The organism is Fundicoccus sp. Sow4_D5 (assembly GCF_052116365.1).
Lineage (GTDB): Bacteria > Bacillota > Bacilli > Lactobacillales > Aerococcaceae > Fundicoccus.
In genome coordinates this window covers 762,174-780,093 of the sequence record NZ_JBQKLF010000001.1, presented here as the reverse complement: position 1 = coordinate 780,093, position 17,920 = coordinate 762,174, and the positions used below count along the sequence as shown (strand labels likewise).

General features: G+C 36.5%; 14 protein-coding genes. 10 read left to right on the top strand and 4 right to left on the bottom strand.

Translation table 11 applies throughout. The annotated features are described in order from the left end of the window. Positions 1-7: 7 nt before the first annotated feature. Positions 8-982 (top strand): ROK family glucokinase, encoded by a 975-nt coding sequence (locus ACTQ45_RS03650; protein ID WP_441750604.1) that lies wholly within the window; start codon positions 8-10, stop codon positions 980-982. A 12-nt stretch (positions 983-994) separates the two neighbouring features. After that, positions 995-1,393 (top strand): rhodanese-like domain-containing protein, encoded by a 399-nt coding sequence (locus tag ACTQ45_RS03645; protein WP_441750603.1) that lies wholly within the window; start codon positions 995-997, stop codon positions 1,391-1,393. Positions 1,394-1,646: 253 nt separating this feature from the next. Here ACTQ45_RS03645 and ACTQ45_RS03640 read toward each other — a convergent pair whose 3' ends face one another. Continuing rightward, entirely contained in the window at positions 1,647-1,790 is a 144-nt protein-coding gene (locus ACTQ45_RS03640) for a DUF4044 domain-containing protein (protein WP_441750602.1), read from the bottom strand. 142 nt (positions 1,791-1,932) lie between these two features. On the opposite strand from ACTQ45_RS03640, the gene gndA reads away from it, so the two are divergent. The 3 genes from gndA (at position 1,933) to ACTQ45_RS03625 (ending at position 5,762) form a co-directional block, all read left to right on the top strand. Then, positions 1,933-3,375: an NADP-dependent phosphogluconate dehydrogenase gene (gndA, locus tag ACTQ45_RS03635; protein WP_441750601.1), complete on the top strand. Its 1,443-nt coding sequence runs from the start codon at positions 1,933-1,935 to the stop codon at positions 3,373-3,375. Between the two features lie 194 nt (positions 3,376-3,569). Then, positions 3,570-4,271, top strand: a complete 702-nt coding sequence (locus ACTQ45_RS03630) for a response regulator transcription factor (RefSeq protein WP_441750600.1) — start codon at positions 3,570-3,572, stop codon at positions 4,269-4,271. A gap of 3 nt (positions 4,272-4,274) precedes the next feature. Next, entirely contained in the window at positions 4,275-5,762 is a 1,488-nt protein-coding gene (locus tag ACTQ45_RS03625) for a sensor histidine kinase (protein ID WP_441750599.1), read from the top strand. Between the two features lie 68 nt (positions 5,763-5,830). Here the strand turns inward: ACTQ45_RS03625 and ACTQ45_RS03620 are convergent, their stop codons facing one another. From ACTQ45_RS03620 to ACTQ45_RS03610, 3 genes are all read right to left on the bottom strand, one after another. Continuing rightward, positions 5,831-6,964 (bottom strand): M20 metallopeptidase family protein, encoded by a 1,134-nt coding sequence (locus ACTQ45_RS03620; RefSeq protein ID WP_441750598.1) that lies wholly within the window; start codon positions 6,962-6,964, stop codon positions 5,831-5,833. A gap of 119 nt (positions 6,965-7,083) precedes the next feature. Next, positions 7,084-8,052: a membrane protein insertase YidC gene (gene yidC / locus ACTQ45_RS03615; RefSeq protein ID WP_441750597.1), complete on the bottom strand. Its 969-nt coding sequence runs from the start codon at positions 8,050-8,052 to the stop codon at positions 7,084-7,086. A 102-nt stretch (positions 8,053-8,154) separates the two neighbouring features. Beyond that, entirely contained in the window at positions 8,155-8,430 is a 276-nt protein-coding gene (locus ACTQ45_RS03610; protein WP_441750596.1) for an acylphosphatase, read from the bottom strand. 143 nt (positions 8,431-8,573) lie between these two features. Here ACTQ45_RS03610 and ACTQ45_RS03605 point away from each other — a divergent pair, with 143 nt between their 5' ends. From ACTQ45_RS03605 to ACTQ45_RS03585, 5 genes are all read left to right on the top strand, one after another. Beyond that, positions 8,574-11,342, top strand: a complete 2,769-nt coding sequence (locus tag ACTQ45_RS03605) for a DNA translocase FtsK (RefSeq protein ID WP_441750595.1) — start codon at positions 8,574-8,576, stop codon at positions 11,340-11,342. Between the two features lie 295 nt (positions 11,343-11,637). After that, the gene (locus tag ACTQ45_RS03600; RefSeq protein WP_441750594.1) at positions 11,638-12,666 is read left to right on the top strand and encodes a BMP family lipoprotein; all 1,029 of its coding nucleotides are present in this window, start codon (positions 11,638-11,640) and stop codon (positions 12,664-12,666) included. Between the two features lie 162 nt (positions 12,667-12,828). Further along, positions 12,829-14,907, top strand: coding sequence for a LysM peptidoglycan-binding domain-containing protein (locus tag ACTQ45_RS03595; RefSeq protein ID WP_441750593.1), 2,079 nt, complete (start codon positions 12,829-12,831; stop codon positions 14,905-14,907). Between the two features lie 173 nt (positions 14,908-15,080). Next, entirely contained in the window at positions 15,081-16,109 is a 1,029-nt protein-coding gene (locus ACTQ45_RS03590; protein WP_441762973.1) for a BMP family lipoprotein, read from the top strand. A gap of 191 nt (positions 16,110-16,300) precedes the next feature. Continuing rightward, positions 16,301-17,920: an ABC transporter ATP-binding protein gene (locus tag ACTQ45_RS03585; RefSeq protein ID WP_441750591.1), complete on the top strand. Its 1,620-nt coding sequence runs from the start codon at positions 16,301-16,303 to the stop codon at positions 17,918-17,920.

The window sequence follows — 17,920 nt, the reverse complement described above, 5'->3', positions numbered from 1 at the left end:
ATTATTAATGAAAGATAAAATAATCGGAATTGATTTAGGTGGAACGTCAGCAAAAATGGCGATTATATCATTAAAAGGAGAAATCTTAGAAAAATGGACTGTAAGTACAAATATTCTTGAAGATGGGATACATATTGTGCCAAACCTGATAGAATCTTTGGAAGAAAGAATTGAACTTTACAAGATGTCTGCTGCAGATTTCCTTGGAATCGGCATGGGGTCACCTGGTAAAGTAGATGCTGATACTAAAACAGTTATTGGCGCATACAATCTAAACTGGAGTACTTTGCAAGAGATAGGTAAAGCGTTTGAGAAAGCTTTCGATATTCCGTTCTACATTGAAAATGATGCGAATATCGCAGCATTAGGAGAACAATGGAAAGGCGCAGGCGAAGGAGCTTTAGACTGTGTGACAGTTACTTTAGGAACCGGTGTTGGTGGAGGAGTGGTTGTCAATGGTCAGCTAGTTCGTGGTGCGACAGGAACTGCTGGTGAGATTGGCCATTTAACAATTGATACACAAGGACAATTTGATTGTACTTGTGGGAAAAAAGGGTGTTTAGAAACCGTTGCATCAGCAACAGGTATTATGCACCTAGCTCGTCATTTCGCTTTAGAGTACGTTGGAGACTCTATTGTAAAAGCACGTATTGATGATGGATCGGAAGTAACATCGAAAGATATTTTTGATGCAGCTAAAGAAGGCGATTATTTTGGCCTACAAGTAGTGGATCGCTTTGCTCATTACTTAGGATTAGCCTGTTCACATTTAGCGAACAGTTTAAATCCATCGAAGATTGTTTTAGCTGGTGGTGTTGCTCAAGCCGGTGAATTTCTACTTGATAAAGTAAACGAACAATTTATTGAGTATTGTTTCCCGCAAATTCGTAACAAAGAGACGTTAGTTTTAGCTCAATTAGGTAATGATGCTGGAATTATGGGAGCGGCTCAATTAGTTCGTTTACAGACAAAAGAAGGGTAAGGGTTAGTTGCTATGACGTTAGTTGAAATGATTTTATTTACACTGTTATTTATTGCTGCACTTTACGGTATCTATTATTTATGGTTATGGGTAATGCGTAAACTTTCAGCAACGATGGTAGACTCGGTCGAAATGAATGAGAATATTCGTAGAGTCCAAGTTATCGATGTTCGTGAACCAGCAGAGTTCGATGCGAATCATGTGTTGGGTGCACGTAATATCCCCATATCTCAATTTAAAGCTCGTTTTAATGAAATTCGTCGTGATCAAAAGATTTATTTGTACGATGATTCATTAAACTACACATCGCGTGCAGCAAACATCCTACGTAAAAACGGCTATCAAGAGATTCATATCCTTAAAGGTGGTTTTTCGAACTGGACGGGTAAAATCAAGTCTAATATTAAATAAAATAAAAAAACTGTCTTCTTAATGAATTAAGGAGACAGTTTTTTTATGTATCTTTCTATAATAAACACACACTTTAATCCGTGAGGTATGATTAAAGTGCGTGACTCATATTGAAAAATTGATGCTGCAACGGCAAGCTTGTCAATAAGATTCTATATGAGTAGGATTCATCTGACGAAAAAGCTGATGTTACACTAAAATTCTTCGTCAATGATAAACGAAAGTTATTTAAAGTTAGGCCAATTTAAAAAAATCAAATAAAGACGTTTAAACTCATGACCAAACTAATTAGAAGAGAAGATACCATTGCTACAACCATAATTATGGCAGTAATTTTAATTATCTTTTCCATTTTACTTTTTTTCTTTTTAGGGTATTGATTAAACTGTTGAGTCATTGAAAGCTCCTTTAATAACATACTATATCTATAGTTTACTGGAAATTAAGAAGCAATTCAATTGGGAAAAGGAAGAGAAACTTTAAACTATCATTAAAATTTGTTAAAATAGAATTGAGTTAAAAGTTTGAGGAGGAAAATTATGAGTAAACAACAAATTGGTGTAGTTGGTATGGCTGTTATGGGACGCAATATTGCATTAAATATTGAGAGTCGTGGCTATTCAGTTGCCTTGTATAATAGAACAGGATCAAAAACTACTGAAGTGTTAGGTGAAAATCAAGACAAAAATCTTAAAGCAACTTATTCGATCGAAGAGTTTGTAGCGAGTTTAGAAACACCACGTAAAATCATGTTAATGGTTCAAGCAGGTGCAGGTACAGATGCAACAATTGAAAACTTATTACCACATTTGGACAAAGGCGATATTCTGATAGATGGTGGAAATACATACTATAAAGATACAATTCGTCGTAGTGAATATTTAGCTGAATCAGGTATTAACTTTATCGGTACAGGTGTTTCTGGTGGAGAAGAAGGTGCTTTATTAGGACCAGCGATTATGCCAGGTGGTCAAAGAGAAGCTTATGATTTAGTAGCACCGATCTTTGAAAAAATTGCTGCAAAAGCTGAAGATGGCAAACCGTGTGTGACGTATATCGGTGAAAACGGATCCGGTCATTATGTAAAAATGGTTCACAATGGAATTGAATACGGTGACATGCAATTGATTGCTGAGTCGTACGACCTATTGCATCGTGGACTAGGCTTGCCAGCAGAAGAAATAGGTAAAATCTTTGAAGAGTGGAACAATGGTGAATTAGATAGTTTCTTAATGGAAATATCTGCTCAAATTCTACAAACTTACGATCCTGAAACTGGTAAACCAATGGTAGAGGTAATTATGGACCGTGCGGGTAATAAAGGGACAGGAAAATGGACATCTCAAAGTGCTTTAGACTTAGGTGAGCCACTGTCGTTAATTACAGAATCAGTTTTTGCTCGCTTTATCTCTTCTCAAAAAGATCAACGTGTGGCTGCAAGTAAGATTATACCTAATGTTGATGCTCAATTAGATTTAGATGATTCTGCAAAATCAGAATTCATAGATTCTTTACGCAACGCTCTATATTTTAGTAAAATTATGAGTTATGCTCAAGGATTTGCTCAAATGAATGCTGCAAGTGAAGAATACAACTGGAATTTACCATATGGAGAGATTGCAAGTATTTTCCGCGAAGGCTGTATTATTCGTGCTAAATTCTTACAAAAAATTACAGATGCTTATGCCAAAGATGGGAATTTACAAAACTTAATGTTAGATGACTATTTCTTAGACATTGTTTCTAATAATCATGAGGCAGTTCGTCATGTGGTATCAACTGCAATTGCAGCTGGAATTCCAGTACCAACTTTCTCAAGTGCTATTAGTTATTACGATTCTTACCGTTCAGCAGTTTTACCTGCAAACTTGATTCAAGCGCAACGTGATTTATTTGGTGCACATACTTATAATCGTGTAGATAAACCAGGTACATTCCACTTCTTATGGAATGAAGGCAAAGAGGAAAAATTAGAAGATTAGTTTTTTCATCATTCCTCTCACTGTTTAGCTAATCACTAGCGAGCAGTGAGAGGTTATTTGTGCTTAAAATGGTGAAAAAGTAGAAATACATTAGGTTATTATTAGAAAACTAAGATAAATCTATAGCAATATGCTAACTAATTGTGTAAAATTAATAAAGTAGATAAAATATCAATAAGGAGGAGATTCCTTTTATGACAGAAAAAGAGAAGCAACGTATATTAATTATTGAAGATGAGAAAAACTTAGCACGATTTGTAGACCTAGAATTACAACATGAAGGTTATGAAACTGCTATTTGCATGGATGGGCGAAGTGGTCTTGAAACTGCGCTGAACGAAGATTGGGATGTTATTCTTCTGGACTTAATGTTACCAGAGTTGAATGGATTAGAAGTTTGTCGTCGAATTCGTCCAGTTAAAGATACTCCAATCATCATCATGACTGCGAGAGATTCTGTTATCGATCGTGTTTCTGGTTTAGACCAGGGAGCAGATGACTATATTGTTAAGCCGTTTGCTATTGAAGAATTATTGGCGCGTTTACGCGCTTTATTCAGACGTATTGAAACGGAAGATGAACAAAGATCTCAACAACAACCAACGGTTAAATATCGTGATTTAGTCATCGAGAAAGCAAATCGTATCGTTAGACGTAATGACGTAGTCATTGACTTAACGAAACGTGAGTATGAGTTATTGTTATTCTTAATGGAAAACTTAAATATGGTGATGTCCCGTGAAGTATTACTAGATAAAGTATGGGGATATAAATCAGAAGTTGAGACTAACGTAGTTGATGTGTATATTCGTTATCTACGTAATAAAATCGATGTTGCTGGACAAGATAGTTACATTCAAACTGTTCGTGGTACAGGCTACGTAATGAGAACGTAATCTATGAAATTACCACAACTTTTAGATACAAAACAACCCCTTTCCTTAAAATGGAAATGGGGGATTTTGTTATTAATTAGCTTTCTTAGCGTAAGCTTGCTAGGCGTGACTCTTTATCATCAACAAACGATGTCTAGTCGTTATGATCATTTACGTTCTTTTAGCCAACAGAGGTTTAATATAATTGAAAATATGTTAGCTGGTTTGGATGAACCTTTCCAAAAAGCTGACTTTGAAGAAGACAGCTTAACAGGTAATGAGATGATTAACGACTATTTAAGTTATCTTGAAAACGAAGATATAGTAGTCAGACTTTTTAACAACGAGAGTCAGTTGATTTTTGAAACGCGTCGCATAACTGTTCCAAAAACTGATTCATCTCAAGAACTAACGGCAATAATTATTGAAGGCACAGAAACCTATGTAGGTAATACGCCAATTCTATCTAAAGATAATGAACAGATGTTAGGAACACTTCAGTTTTTAGTTTCGCCTGAAGTTATTCGTAAGATGGAAAGGGTCCAACATTCACATTTTCTCTGGGTAGTACTAATTTTACTTGCTACAGCGATGATTTTTTCCGTATTAATTTCTAATCGTTTCCTACGACCGTTAACTTATTTAAATAATAGTTTAGATTTAGTAGAAGAAGAGAACTTGTCAGAACTTAGAGTACGCAAACCCTCTAGTAATGATGAATGGAGCGACTTGAGTATTCATGTCAATCGTTTACTCGATAAAATCGACTTATATGTTCGCAATCAAAAACAATTTGTGGAAGATGTTTCCCATGAATTAAGAACACCTGTTGCTATTGTTGAGGGACATTTGAAAATGCTTAATCGTTGGGGAAAAGAAGATCCTGAAATTCTAGAAGAATCAATATCTGCTTCCTTACAAGAGATCACGAGAATGAAAGGGCTTGTTCAAGAAATGCTTGATCTGTCACGTGCCGATCATGTGGATATTGATTACAAAGATGAAATTACAGATGTAAATTCTACAACACGTCAAGTCTTTAACAATTTTGTTATTTTGTATCCTGACTTCCAATTTTATTTAGACGGTGAAAAGGATGGGGACGAGCTTTATGTAAGGATTTTCCGTAATCACTTTGAACAAGTTCTGATTATACTCTTAGATAATGCGGTTAAATACAGCCGTAATCGTCAAGAAGTTCATGTTTCAGTCAGTCAATCACTCACAAAAGTTGAAATTGCAGTACAAGACTTTGGAGAAGGAATGACTGATGATGACAAAGAGCGAGTGTTTGGGCGGTTTTATCGTGTAGATAAAGCACGTTCTAGAAATAAAGGCGGGAATGGTTTAGGTTTAAGTATCGCTAAACAACTTGTAGAGGGCTATAAAGGCGATATTCGAGTAGAAAGTGTCTTGAATCATGGGTCAATTTTCTATATTGAATTTCCAATTTTAACTGATACGCGTCAAGTCTATAAATTAAAACAAATTGCTGAACATAAGAATATCTAATATAACGTTAGATAATAGAATAAAAAGTTCGTCTGCCTTAAAATGGTAGACGAACTTTTTTCATTTTATTAGTTTAAAGCTAAAGAGTAAAAAGCACGCATGGCGTAAGGTATAATGTCATCTGGAAATTCATAGCTAATGTCATGTAATGGTGCAGTTGTTACACCACCCCCAATTCCAAAAAAAACACCTGGTTTTGAAATTAAGTAATGACCAAAATCTTCTGATGGTCTGAAAGGTTCGGCTAGTCTAGCGACAGATAAATCCGCAATGGTCATTAGGTTTAAAAAATCGTTCACACTACCTTCATCATTAGCAGTTTCAACAAAATCATCAATAAAAGCAATTGTAAAAGTCAAATTTGACTCTAACACTAATGATTTAACTTGCTCTTCGATTGCTTGAATTAACGTTTGAAGATCTCGATGATTCTCTGCTCTTAGAGTAAGTTGCAAGTTTCCATTGTCCGGAGAGATTCCAAAATGATTTGTATGACCAATTTGAGTACTAATAATAGTTGCTAAAACCATACTCGAAAAAGTAATATTCTGCCAAGTAATAGGGTGATAGCCCTTAAATTCTGACAAGGGAGCCAGAGATGATATAAGTCTAGCAATAGCATATGCAGGGTTTAATCCCTGTTCGGGAGTGGCGGCGTGGGTCTGTCTTCCAGTAAATGTAATAGACATTCCTACTGAAGCGCACATGAATGTACCTGAACGCGTTAAAATTTGACCTAGTTCGAAGCCAGGGAAATTATGCATCCCATAGATTCGATCAACGTTCTCGAGTGTAAAAAGTCTTAAACACTCTTTAGCGCCCAGTCCGTTTTCTTCAGACGGTTGAAAAAGATAGATAATCGTCTTTGAGAGATTTGCATTTTCTAGGAGTAAGGCTAAGCCAGCTAGTATAGCTGAATGTCCGTCATGGCCACAACCATGAAATGGGTGACCATCGGGATGTAATATTGCGTCATGATCTGCTCGAAATACAACTGTTTCTATAGGGTTAACTACCCGATGGACTGCGTAGAACCAAGTACCAAAATCATGAATTTCAACTGAAGTATAATTTTTTAAAAATAAAATTAAATGCTCTCTTGTTTTAAATTCTTGCCCAGATAATTCAGGTATAGAATGAAGTTCTTTGCGTAAGTTGCGAGTAAGTTTTATCAAGTGCTCATCTATTTTTGTTTCGCTCATATTGAAATCTCCTTAGAAATCGAATGAGATAATTATAACTTGATTATAATTTTAAGCAAGTGAATAAAATAAAAAGCCAAGACTTTTAAAGGTCTTGACTTAATAACATCTTGTAATGATTAACGCTTTTGTTTTCCAGCATTCCGTCGATTACCCGTGTTAACTGTTGGATCATTTTTTGTTGGTACTAAGCGTTGGCTTTTGCCATCACTTTTGGTTTGTGTTTGTATTGGACGAGCCTTACGTGGCTTACGCGGTGAACGTTTTAGTTTTTCTTCTTCTTCAGCAACAATCGCTTTGATTTTTGGACGAACAATTTTATTAGTATAAAGTTGTTGCACTAGAGCGAAAATACCACCTGCTAAGAAGTATAAACCAAGACCTGCAGCAGAAATCCAAGAAATCCACCCGATCATTAATGGATTCATTAACATCATCGTACGTCCCGTTTGATTTGCTTGAGGATTATCAGTCTGAGGCGTGTTCTTTTGCATTGCCCAACCTTGAAGGGCGGTTACAATTACAACGATGACCACTAATGGAATGCTTTGCTCACCTAGGTTAATACCTAAGAAACTAGAGGTGCGAATTTCTTGTGATGAGCGAATAGCTGCATAAACGGCAGAGATGATTGGCATTTGGATGACTAAAGGTAAACATCCGGATAAACCACCAAACATATCAATATCATACTTTTTGTAAACAGCCATTAATTCTTGATTTAACGCTGTTTGTTCTTGTGCATCACTCGTTGCTTCAATCTCCGCTTTAATTTCATCGATTTCCGGTTGAGCAATTTTCATTTTCGCTTGACTAATCATTGAATTCTTCGTCATATTGATAGAAGAGGGCATCATCAGTAAACGAGTAATGATTGTTACGATAATAATCGCAATACCATAACTACCACCAAATACATTTGCTAACCAGTCTAAGAAAAAGGAAGCAGGACGTCCTAAGTATTCATAAACCCAGCCAGAAGGATTACCAGCCGTGTCATAAGAAACACAACCTGACGCAACTAATACCACTAATACAAGTAAGCCAATCATTTGGATTTTTTGTTTATTTATAGAAAGTTTTCTCATTTTCACACTCCTTGTAAAATTCATACTTCAATACTATAGCGAATAACGGAAGCTTTTTCAATAAGAATTATGAAATAAGTAACCATGTTAACTAAATATTATTTAGTATACAATCTTGAAATCTTTATAAGTCTTTGTATTAGGCCTTTCTTCCACTTTAGATTCAGTGACATTCATAAAAGGATGCGCTTTTTTATAAATAATTTTATCCATCGTATCTAGATCCAGGTCATCTCCTTGGAGAATGATTTTGACTGAACCATCAGATAAATTCCTAACATTACCCTTTAATTTTTTTGAACTTGCCAAATTATGGATGTGAGCACGATAACCAACACCTTGTACACGACCGTTTACAATGATTTGATATGTTTTCATAAATTTAGTCCCCTTCTTGTTTAGCTTTGACGCATTAGTTTTAAGACAAGGTTCGAAAAATGAAGAAAGTAATGTTATAATGCTAGATGCTACTATTATATCAAAAAAAACATTTATTATATAAGGATTAGGAGGATGTAGAGTTGGCAACTAATCAAACAACGAAGAAGATCGAAACAAATAAGACAACTGTTAAAAAACGCAAGCCAACTACTAAAAAGGATAATCAAGCTTATAAACCCATGTACCTATTGCTTGGTTTAGCCATTTTTTTCTTTAGTGTGGTCGCACTTTTTAATTGGGGATTTTTTGGACTAATGTTCGCCAATACATTCCGTTTATTTGTAGGAGAAGCTTATACATTATTATTATCGCTGATTACAATTTTTTCGTTTGTACTTATTATCAAAGGGCGACTCATAATTATTAGAGGTAAACAACTGATTGGTGGTGTTTTAGTTATGGCATCAATTACTACTTTACTGCATTTCAATACATTTTTTAGTGAAGGTGCAACAGCTAATACTATTTTCAGTCTAACATTCGATATTTTTCGAAATGAGTTACTGACTAGTCAAAATTACCAAAGTTTAGGTGGAGGTATGTTAGGTGCTACCTTCTATGCAGGCTTTGGTTATTTATTTGGTCAGTGGGGAACTTATTTACTTGTATTTATGTTGTTTTTTGCTGGTTTGTTTATGGTCGTTGATTGTTCGATTGAGCAATTACTTTCAGCCGGTCGACAATTAGTGAACGGCCTATTCGCAAGTTTTAACGCTTTATTCCCTAACTTTGAGCAAATTAAGCATGTATTTAATCGTGTGGAAGTGACTGATAAAGATTACGTACCAGCAATTGAGAAAAAGAAAGCTCAAATTGTGACGTCTCAACAGGTAAATCAAGATAAGTTAGAAGAAATTGAGGTGCTAAAGACAAATACTGAACAGAAATCGCCATTCTTTGAGAAACTATTTAAGCCAAATAAGGTAGCGAATTATGCTGATCCGAAAGTTAAATCAGCTACTTTTGAATCTAGCTATCAGCCGTCGATTGAAAGAGAAACAAAGACGAACTGGCAACCCTATACAGCAAGAGACACATTAGCTAGTACTGCAGCCAGTGAAAGAAAAACACTTGTCTTAGACTTAGATTATTTCGATGAAATGACTAATATGACTTCGAGAGTTAAAGGAAGTCAGGAATCAAGCGAAGAAACTAAGCAAAGGCAAATACCAATTGTACAAGCTGAATCATTGAATACTTCGCCGCCTCCAGAAGAAAGTTTAACAAACGCAACAGTTCTAGAACTTCCGGAAGAGATGCCTGCTACCGGTCAAACAACAGAAACATTAAATAATATGGCAGCGGCTCATTGGCAAGAAGGATCAAATAAAAAACAAGACTTAACTCAGGATGATTTAGACGTCGTTTTATCTGAAAGTGAAGCTGCTTCTAAACAAAAGCAAGAAGTTAAGAAGCCTAAACGCTCAAAAGCTTATCAACTTCCAAGCAAGAAATTGTTAAATAAAATTGCTCCAGTTGATCAATCAGAAGAATATGAACGAATTAATATTAATATTGATAAACTTGAGAAGACTTTTGAAAGTTTTGGTGTTAAAGCCGTCGTTGTTAAAGCGAATTTAGGACCTTCCGTTACTAAATACGAAATCGAGCCTGCTATCGGTGTGAAAGTCAGTAAAATTGTTTCTCTTTCTGATGATATCGCCTTAGCATTGGCGGCACGAGACATACGAATGGAAGCACCAATTCCAGGCAAGTCTTTAATTGGAATTGAAGTCCCGAACAATCAAGTAAGTCCCGTTTCTTTTGCAGAAATCATTGAAGCTGGTCTGGAAAGTCCGAATATTCTGGAAGTTCCTTTAGGTCGGGATATTTCTGGAACAGTCTGTCTTGCTGATTTAAGCAAAATGCCCCATTTACTTATGGCTGGTGCAACGGGAAGTGGTAAATCGGTTGGAATGAATGTTATCATCGTGTCATTGTTAATGAAAGCTAAACCAGATGAAGTGAAATTTTTAATGATTGACCCTAAAAAAGTAGAACTCACAATGTACGATGGTATTCCTCATTTATTATCGCCCGTCGTTACTAATCCGCGTAAGGCAGCTAAAGCATTGAATAATATCGTCCAAGAGATGGAAAGACGTTATGAGCTTTTTGCAGCTACGGGTGTGCGAAATGTTGATAGTTATAATGAACAGATTGATACATACAATGCTGAAGAAGGAACTGGCTACGAACGCTTACCTAAGATTGTTGTCTTTATTGACGAGTTAGCTGATTTAATGATGGTTGCGAGTAACGAAGTTGAAAATGCGATTATTCGACTTGCACAAATGGCCAGAGCAGCAGGAATACATATGATCATCGCTACTCAAAGACCATCTGTTGATGTTATAACAGGGATTATCAAGGCGAATGTTCCATCACGACTGGCTTTTGCTGTATCAAGTGGAACAGATTCGAGAACTATACTGGATAGTAATGGTGCCGAGAAGTTATTAGGCCGCGGGGATATGCTTTTCCAACCAATGGGTAAGAATAAACCAGTGCGTGTGCAAGGCGCCTATATCTCAGATAGCGAAGTTGAAAGAATTACTGAATTTATTAAAGATCAACAAGATGCAGAATACGACGAGACCATTATGGTGTTAGAAGAAGACACATCGGATAGTGCTCAACTATCAGAAGATGAATACTTCGAAGACGCAGTAGAACTCATAAAAGGAGCTGAGACAGTCAGTATTTCTCACTTACAGCGAAAGTTCCGAATCGGATACAACCGAGCGGCCAGATTGATTGATGATTTAGAAGCAATTGGCTATGTAGGCGCTCAAGATGGTAGTAAACCACGTCAAGTACTGATTGGCGATCAACCATTAGATGTGTAATTGTTAAGAATATTCCTCTATGTAACGATTTTAATTACATAGAGGATATTTTCATGTCAACTTTATGATAAACAACATTAAATAACACATTAAAATCTAATGTTGCCAGCGAAATCAAACCAATCATCTGATAGAATCATCATAGAGCCAGAATGGAGAGTAGTTCCTAGAAGTGTGATACTTGTGGTTAGCAATATACGTGTATGAAAATAATTTTTGTTTTCATATTGAAATATTTGCAAAAGTTTAATATAATGAAGTTGGAAAGCGTATCCAAATAACAAGGAGGTATTATATGAAAAAAATTATTACTTTAGCTGCATCAGTCTTATCAGTGGTAGGGGTGGCGGCACCAACGATGGTGGCTGCTCAAGATGATTTTTCTGCAGTAATTGTTACAGATATTGGTGGCGTGGATGACAAATCATTTAACCAGAGTGCTTGGGAAGGCTTAACTGCATGGGGAGAAGAGCAAGGTAAAGAACAAGGCATAGACGGTTTTGAGTACATTCAGTCAAATAGTGATTCTGACTATGTTACAAACTTAAATACAGCTGTACAATCTAATTTTGATATCACATTTGGTATCGGTTTCAAATTAGAAACTGCAATCAATGACATTGCTCAACAATTCCCTGATCGTCATTTCGCAATCGTTGACTCTGTAGTTGACCAACCAAACGTTGCATCGTTAACGTTTAAAGATCACGAAGCTTCATTCTTAGCAGGTGTTGCTGCAGCATTAACTTCAGAAACTGGCCATGTTGGCTTCATTGGAGGAGTTGAAGGCGTTGTAATCGGACGTTTTGAAGCTGGTTTCGTTGCAGGTGTTCAAGCAGTTGATCCAGACATTGAAATTTCTATCGAGTATGCAGGAAGCTTTGCTGACGCGCCTAAAGGACGTCAAATTGCAGCTGCTATGTACTCAAACGGTGCGGACGTAATTTTCCACGCATCAGGAGCTACTGGTAACGGTTTGTTCTCAGAAGCAAAAGACATTGTTGCTAACGATCCAGAACGTAACCTTTGGGTTATCGGTGTCGACTTAGACCAAGAGGCAGAAGGAATCGTTGAAATTGACGGCGAAGAGCGTCATTTAACATTAACTTCAACGCTTAAAGGTGTTGGTGAAGCTGTCAAACAATTTACTGAACTTGCTCAAGCAGATAACTTTGAAGGCGGAAATCATGTGTACGGTTTAGCCGACGGTGGTGTAGAAATCTCTGAAGGTAATATTGCTGAAGAACATTTAGAAACTATCGAAGAGTACAGACAACAAATTATCAACGGTGAAATTGAAGTGCCAGAAGCACCCGCTGAATAATTGAATAAGGCAGGAAGAGTCATGTGAAAACATGGCTCTTTTTGACGAATATATTTATGGTTTTGAAAAACAGATTTATGATGAGAGCGCCTTCTTTAAAGGGTAATGGTTTGACACGTAAGTTACAATTTCTATTAATGAGATTATATGGAGGGTTTATTATTGAAGAAGATTATGCGAAAGTCAAAAGGCAAATGGGTTATCGTTGGACTAAGCACTGCAGCAATGTCCTTATCGCTACAAACAGTCAGTGCAGAAAAGCTTGGTCACTCAGTTGATATACCAACTGAACTGGAATCAGAATTGCTGATCGTTGACTCAGAAACCTCACAACGCTCAGACACGCAATTATCAAATATTGTAAAAGAACAAAGCATCAAAAGTGAAGAGTTACCAATAATAGACTCTTTAGAAAATCAGTCACTTGAAAAAGAAGAGACAGTAGAGGAAACGGTAATTGATTCAGAAGTTGAACAAGATAAGTTAGTGGAAGAAAGCAGCAAAGATAATGAGGATCGATTGGATGAGCCTAAGGATGAGAGTGGAATGACTGTAAATGAGCCAACAATAGCTATAGCTACTACAATGTCTTTGGCTAAAACTCAGACTCATACTGTAAAGTCAGGGGAGTATCTATATTTAATTGGTCAAAATTATGGTGTAACAGTACAACAATTAAAAGAATGGAATAATTTAACTTCGAATTATATTTACTCAGGAGATCAATTGTTAATATCCGGTCCCGCGGTTAACCAACCAAAACCAGAAGAAACAGAAGCGGAGAAAACACCGGTTTCGGAAACGGGCAAATATTACACAGTTAGAGCAGGGGATTATTTATGGAAAATTGCCACAGATCACGGAATTACTGTCAATCAGTTAAAGAGTTGGAATAATCTGACGTCTAATTATATTTACTCAGGGGATCGTTTCTTAGTATCTAATCCTAAAATCGTGACGCCAACACCAATAGAACCGAAACCCGAACCGAAACCCGAACCGAAACCCGAACCGAAACCCGAACCGAAACCCGAACCGAAACCACAGCCCAAACCAGAACCTAAGCCTACAGTTGCTTATTATACAGTCACACGAGGAGATTATTTATGGAAAATTGCTACTCAGCATGGCATCACATTAAGCCAATTAAAAGAATGGAATAAATTAAGCTCAAATTATATCTATTCAGGTGATCGATTGGCAGTTAGCGATCCATCTAAACAAGTTGAAACTGGTAAGCCAGAAACTGAGTCACCTGAACCAGACAAAGGTAATGAAAAAGAGCCTGAAACTGGTTCTGAAGATAAAGACAAAACCTCAGTAAAGTATTATACAGTAAAATCAGGAGATTACTTATGGTTAATTGCAACTCAAAACGGCATAACTGTCAATCAATTGAAGACTTGGAATAAGCTTACTTCAAATTATATTTACTCAGGGGATCGATTAGTTGTAACAGAGCCAAACAAAACAGAACAACAACCAACTATTCCCAGCGATTCTTTAACAGGGACCCATCAAGCAGTTCAAGCAGTATTAAATCAGTATAAAAACTCTCCAATTCATGTGTTTTATGAAAGTTTATTGGAAGACGATTTACGTACAGCTTCATTAAGTGGCGATGTAGCGATGTACGGCGCGTCAGTACCTAAAGTTGTTCTGATAGCTTATACGTTAGACCAGATAGAAAAAGAGAACTTGTCCTGGGACACACCATTGAAATATAACTCAGCTATCTATAATCATTCAGAATCGTACGCCTGGGGTGGTAGTGGAACAATTCAGTATGAAAACTACCAGAATAAATCTTATACATTAAAAGATATCGTTTATCGTACCATTGCCCATTCGGATAATTTAGCTAGTAATATGTTGCTTCATTATGTTGGTTATCGTGATAAAACAGATTTTAATCGCTTCACCCAAGAAGTATATGGTGCTACAAGTTACTCAAGGACAATGACACCTCGAGAAGTGAACAAAGTTATGCGCTATATTCATGAACACCCTCAGCAGTATGCGATGAGCGCTTTAGATAAAACTAACTATGATCACACTAAATTAGATACTGTTTCAGCAAACGTATTCCAAAAAATTGGCGCCTGGTGGCCATATTATAATCATTCGACTGCGATTGTAGACAGTAAGCGACCTTATGTATTAACTGTTCTGACAGATTATTGGTCTGATAGTTCAATTGCAACACTGGCCAAAAAGATTTTTACGGCTGTAATGAGTTAAGCAGATAAATTGTTTAATGCTTTAAACGGTTGATTCTAATTTAAAAATACGAACGTTAGGATTTTAAAGAAGGGTAACATGCGCATTTTGTTGCGGGAAGCATTTATTTAGAATATGATAGTAATGAATTCTAGAGATTCAATAAAACTATTTTTTTGGAGGAAGAAAACAAAATGAAAAAATCATTAGCTTTAGCTTCAGCGTCTTTATTATTAGCAGGATTTACTGCACCAGCAGTGGTATCTGCACAAGAAGATTTCTCAGTAATCATGATTACTGACCAAGGTGGTGTAGATGATAAATCATTTAACCAAAGTGCTTGGGAAGGGATTGAAGCATGGGGCAATGACAATAGCAAAGAACGTGGTGTAGGTGGATATGATTACTTACAATCAAATAGCGACTCTGACTATGTAACAAACTTAAATTCAGCTGTACAAGCTAATTTTGATATTACATTTGGAATTGGATTCAAACTAGAAACTGCAATTAATGATGTAGCTCAACAATTCCCAGACAAGCATTTCGCAATTGTTGACTCATTTGTAGAACAACCAAACGTTGCATCTTTAAACTTTAAAGATCACGAAGCAGCATTCTTAGCTGGTGTAGCTGCAGCAGCTACCTCAGAAACAGGACATATCGGATTTATCGGAGGAGTAGAAGGTGTTGTAATTGACCGTTTTGAAGCCGGATATATCGCTGGGGCACAAGCCGTTAATCCAGAAATCCAAGTTTCAGTTGAATATGTGGGAAGTTTTGCCGATGCTCCACGCGGACGTCAATTAGCAGCTGCAATATACTCAAACGGAGCAGACATTATCTTCCAAGCTGCTGGTGAATCAGGAAACGGTGTATTCTCAGAAGCTAAAGACTTAGTAGCGAACGACCCTTCATTAAACATTTGGGTGGTTGGTGTAGATATGGATCAAGAAGCTGAAGGTGTTATTGAAGTTGACGGAGAAGAGCGTCATTTAACATTGACTTCTACACTTAAACAAGTAGGAGAGTCAGTGAAGTTATTTATTGAGAAAACTCAAACAGATGGCTTTGTGGCTGGTAATACAACTTATGGTTTAGCTGACGGTGGTGTGGGTATCACTGAAGGTAACATCTCTGAAGAAACTTACGAATTAGTTAAAGAGTACGAAGAGAAAATTATCGCTGGAGAAGTTGAAATTCCAGAAACTCCAGAAAACTAAATTCGCTTGAATATATAAGCAACATAACTTACAATAATAAGGCTGACAATGTCAGTCTTATTTTTTTCGGAATATGTCTATTTCATAGCTAAACTACCAAAATTGAACTGCAAATTCTTTTGTAAATTGTTATAATATAAAATAGTGGAAGTAAGCGTTTGAAATACTAACTATGAATGAGAGGATTACGTATGGAAACAAAACAATTCCCCGTAATAGAGATGCGAAATATATCAAAGCAATTTGGTGAGTTTTTCGCAAATAAAAATATCAATCTGGAACTTCGTAAAGGAGAAATCCATGCCTTACTCGGCGAAAACGGTGCCGGTAAGTCTACATTAATGAATATCCTATCGGGCTTACTTGAGCCAACTGATGGGCAGATTCTGATGAATGGTGAGCCAGTGGTGATAAATTCACCATCTGTTGCGAACGAACGAGGGATCGGCATGGTCCATCAACATTTTATGTTGATAGAAGATTTTACTGTCGTTGAGAATATTATTTTAGGGACTGAGCCTAAGAAAGGTATCATGTTGGATCGTGTCGCTGCCAAGGAAGCGATTTTAGAAATCTCTAAGAAATATGGTATGGCAGTAAATCCAGATGCCAAAATAGAAAATATAAGTGTCGGTATGCAACAGCGTGTAGAAATATTAAAAACTTTATATCGAGGTGCAGACATTTTAATTTTCGATGAGCCCACGGCATCATTAACACCTCAAGAAATTGATGATTTAATGTTGACGCTTCGATCATTAACTAAAGAAGGTAAGTCAATTATCATTATTACGCATAAATTAGACGAAATTAAACAAGTAGCTGATCGTTGTACCGTCATTCGACGTGGCGAGTCAATCGGAACAGTAGAAGTCGCAGATACATCATCAAAAGAACTGGCAGATATGATGGTGGGACGATCTGTTTCCTTTAAAACTGAAAAGTCAGTAGCTTCACCAACTGATGTAGCCTTAGAAGTTAAAAATTTAGTTGTCAAAAATGAACGAGGTATAATGGCAGTTGATAATTTAAGTTTTAATGTAAAACATGGTGAGGTAGTTGGTATTGCTGGTATCGATGGTAATGGTCAGACAGAATTAATTCTTGCTTTAACTGGTCTCTTACCAATTGAAGAAGGTCATGCGGCCCTAAATGGTCAAGAATTAAACAAATTAAATCCACGTCAAATTCACCAAATAGGTGTAGGTCATATTCCAGAAGACCGTCATAAACACGGTTTGATTCTAGATATGGCTGTAGAAAGTAATATTGTCCTTAAAGACTATTTTAAGAGCCCATACTCAAATTCTGTTTTCTTAAACTTTAAAGCAATAGAAACTCGTGCAAAAGAACTTATTAAAAAGTTTGATGTAAGAACTGTTTCAGAAAAAGTAGCCGCTCGTTCACTGTCAGGTGGAAACCAACAAAAAGCAATTATTGCACGTGAAGTTGAAGGCAATCCTGATCTATTAATTGCAGCGAACCCAACACGTGGACTCGATGTAGGTGCGATTGAATTTATTCACAAAGAGTTAATTAATGAACGTGATAAAAATAAAGCAGTCTTACTGATGAGTTTTGAATTAGAAGAAATCATGAATGTTTCAGACAGAATTTTAGTCATGTATGATGGAAAAGTAGTAGCAGATATGCCTGCGAATGAGACAAATGAACAGGAAATAGGACTACTAATGGCAGGGACAACTTTTGAAGAAGTTCTAGCTAGTCGAACAACTGATAAAACGGTCAGTGAAGTTAATTCATCAGAACTTTCTGAAGCTGGAACGACTCATGTGAAGGGAAGTGTATAG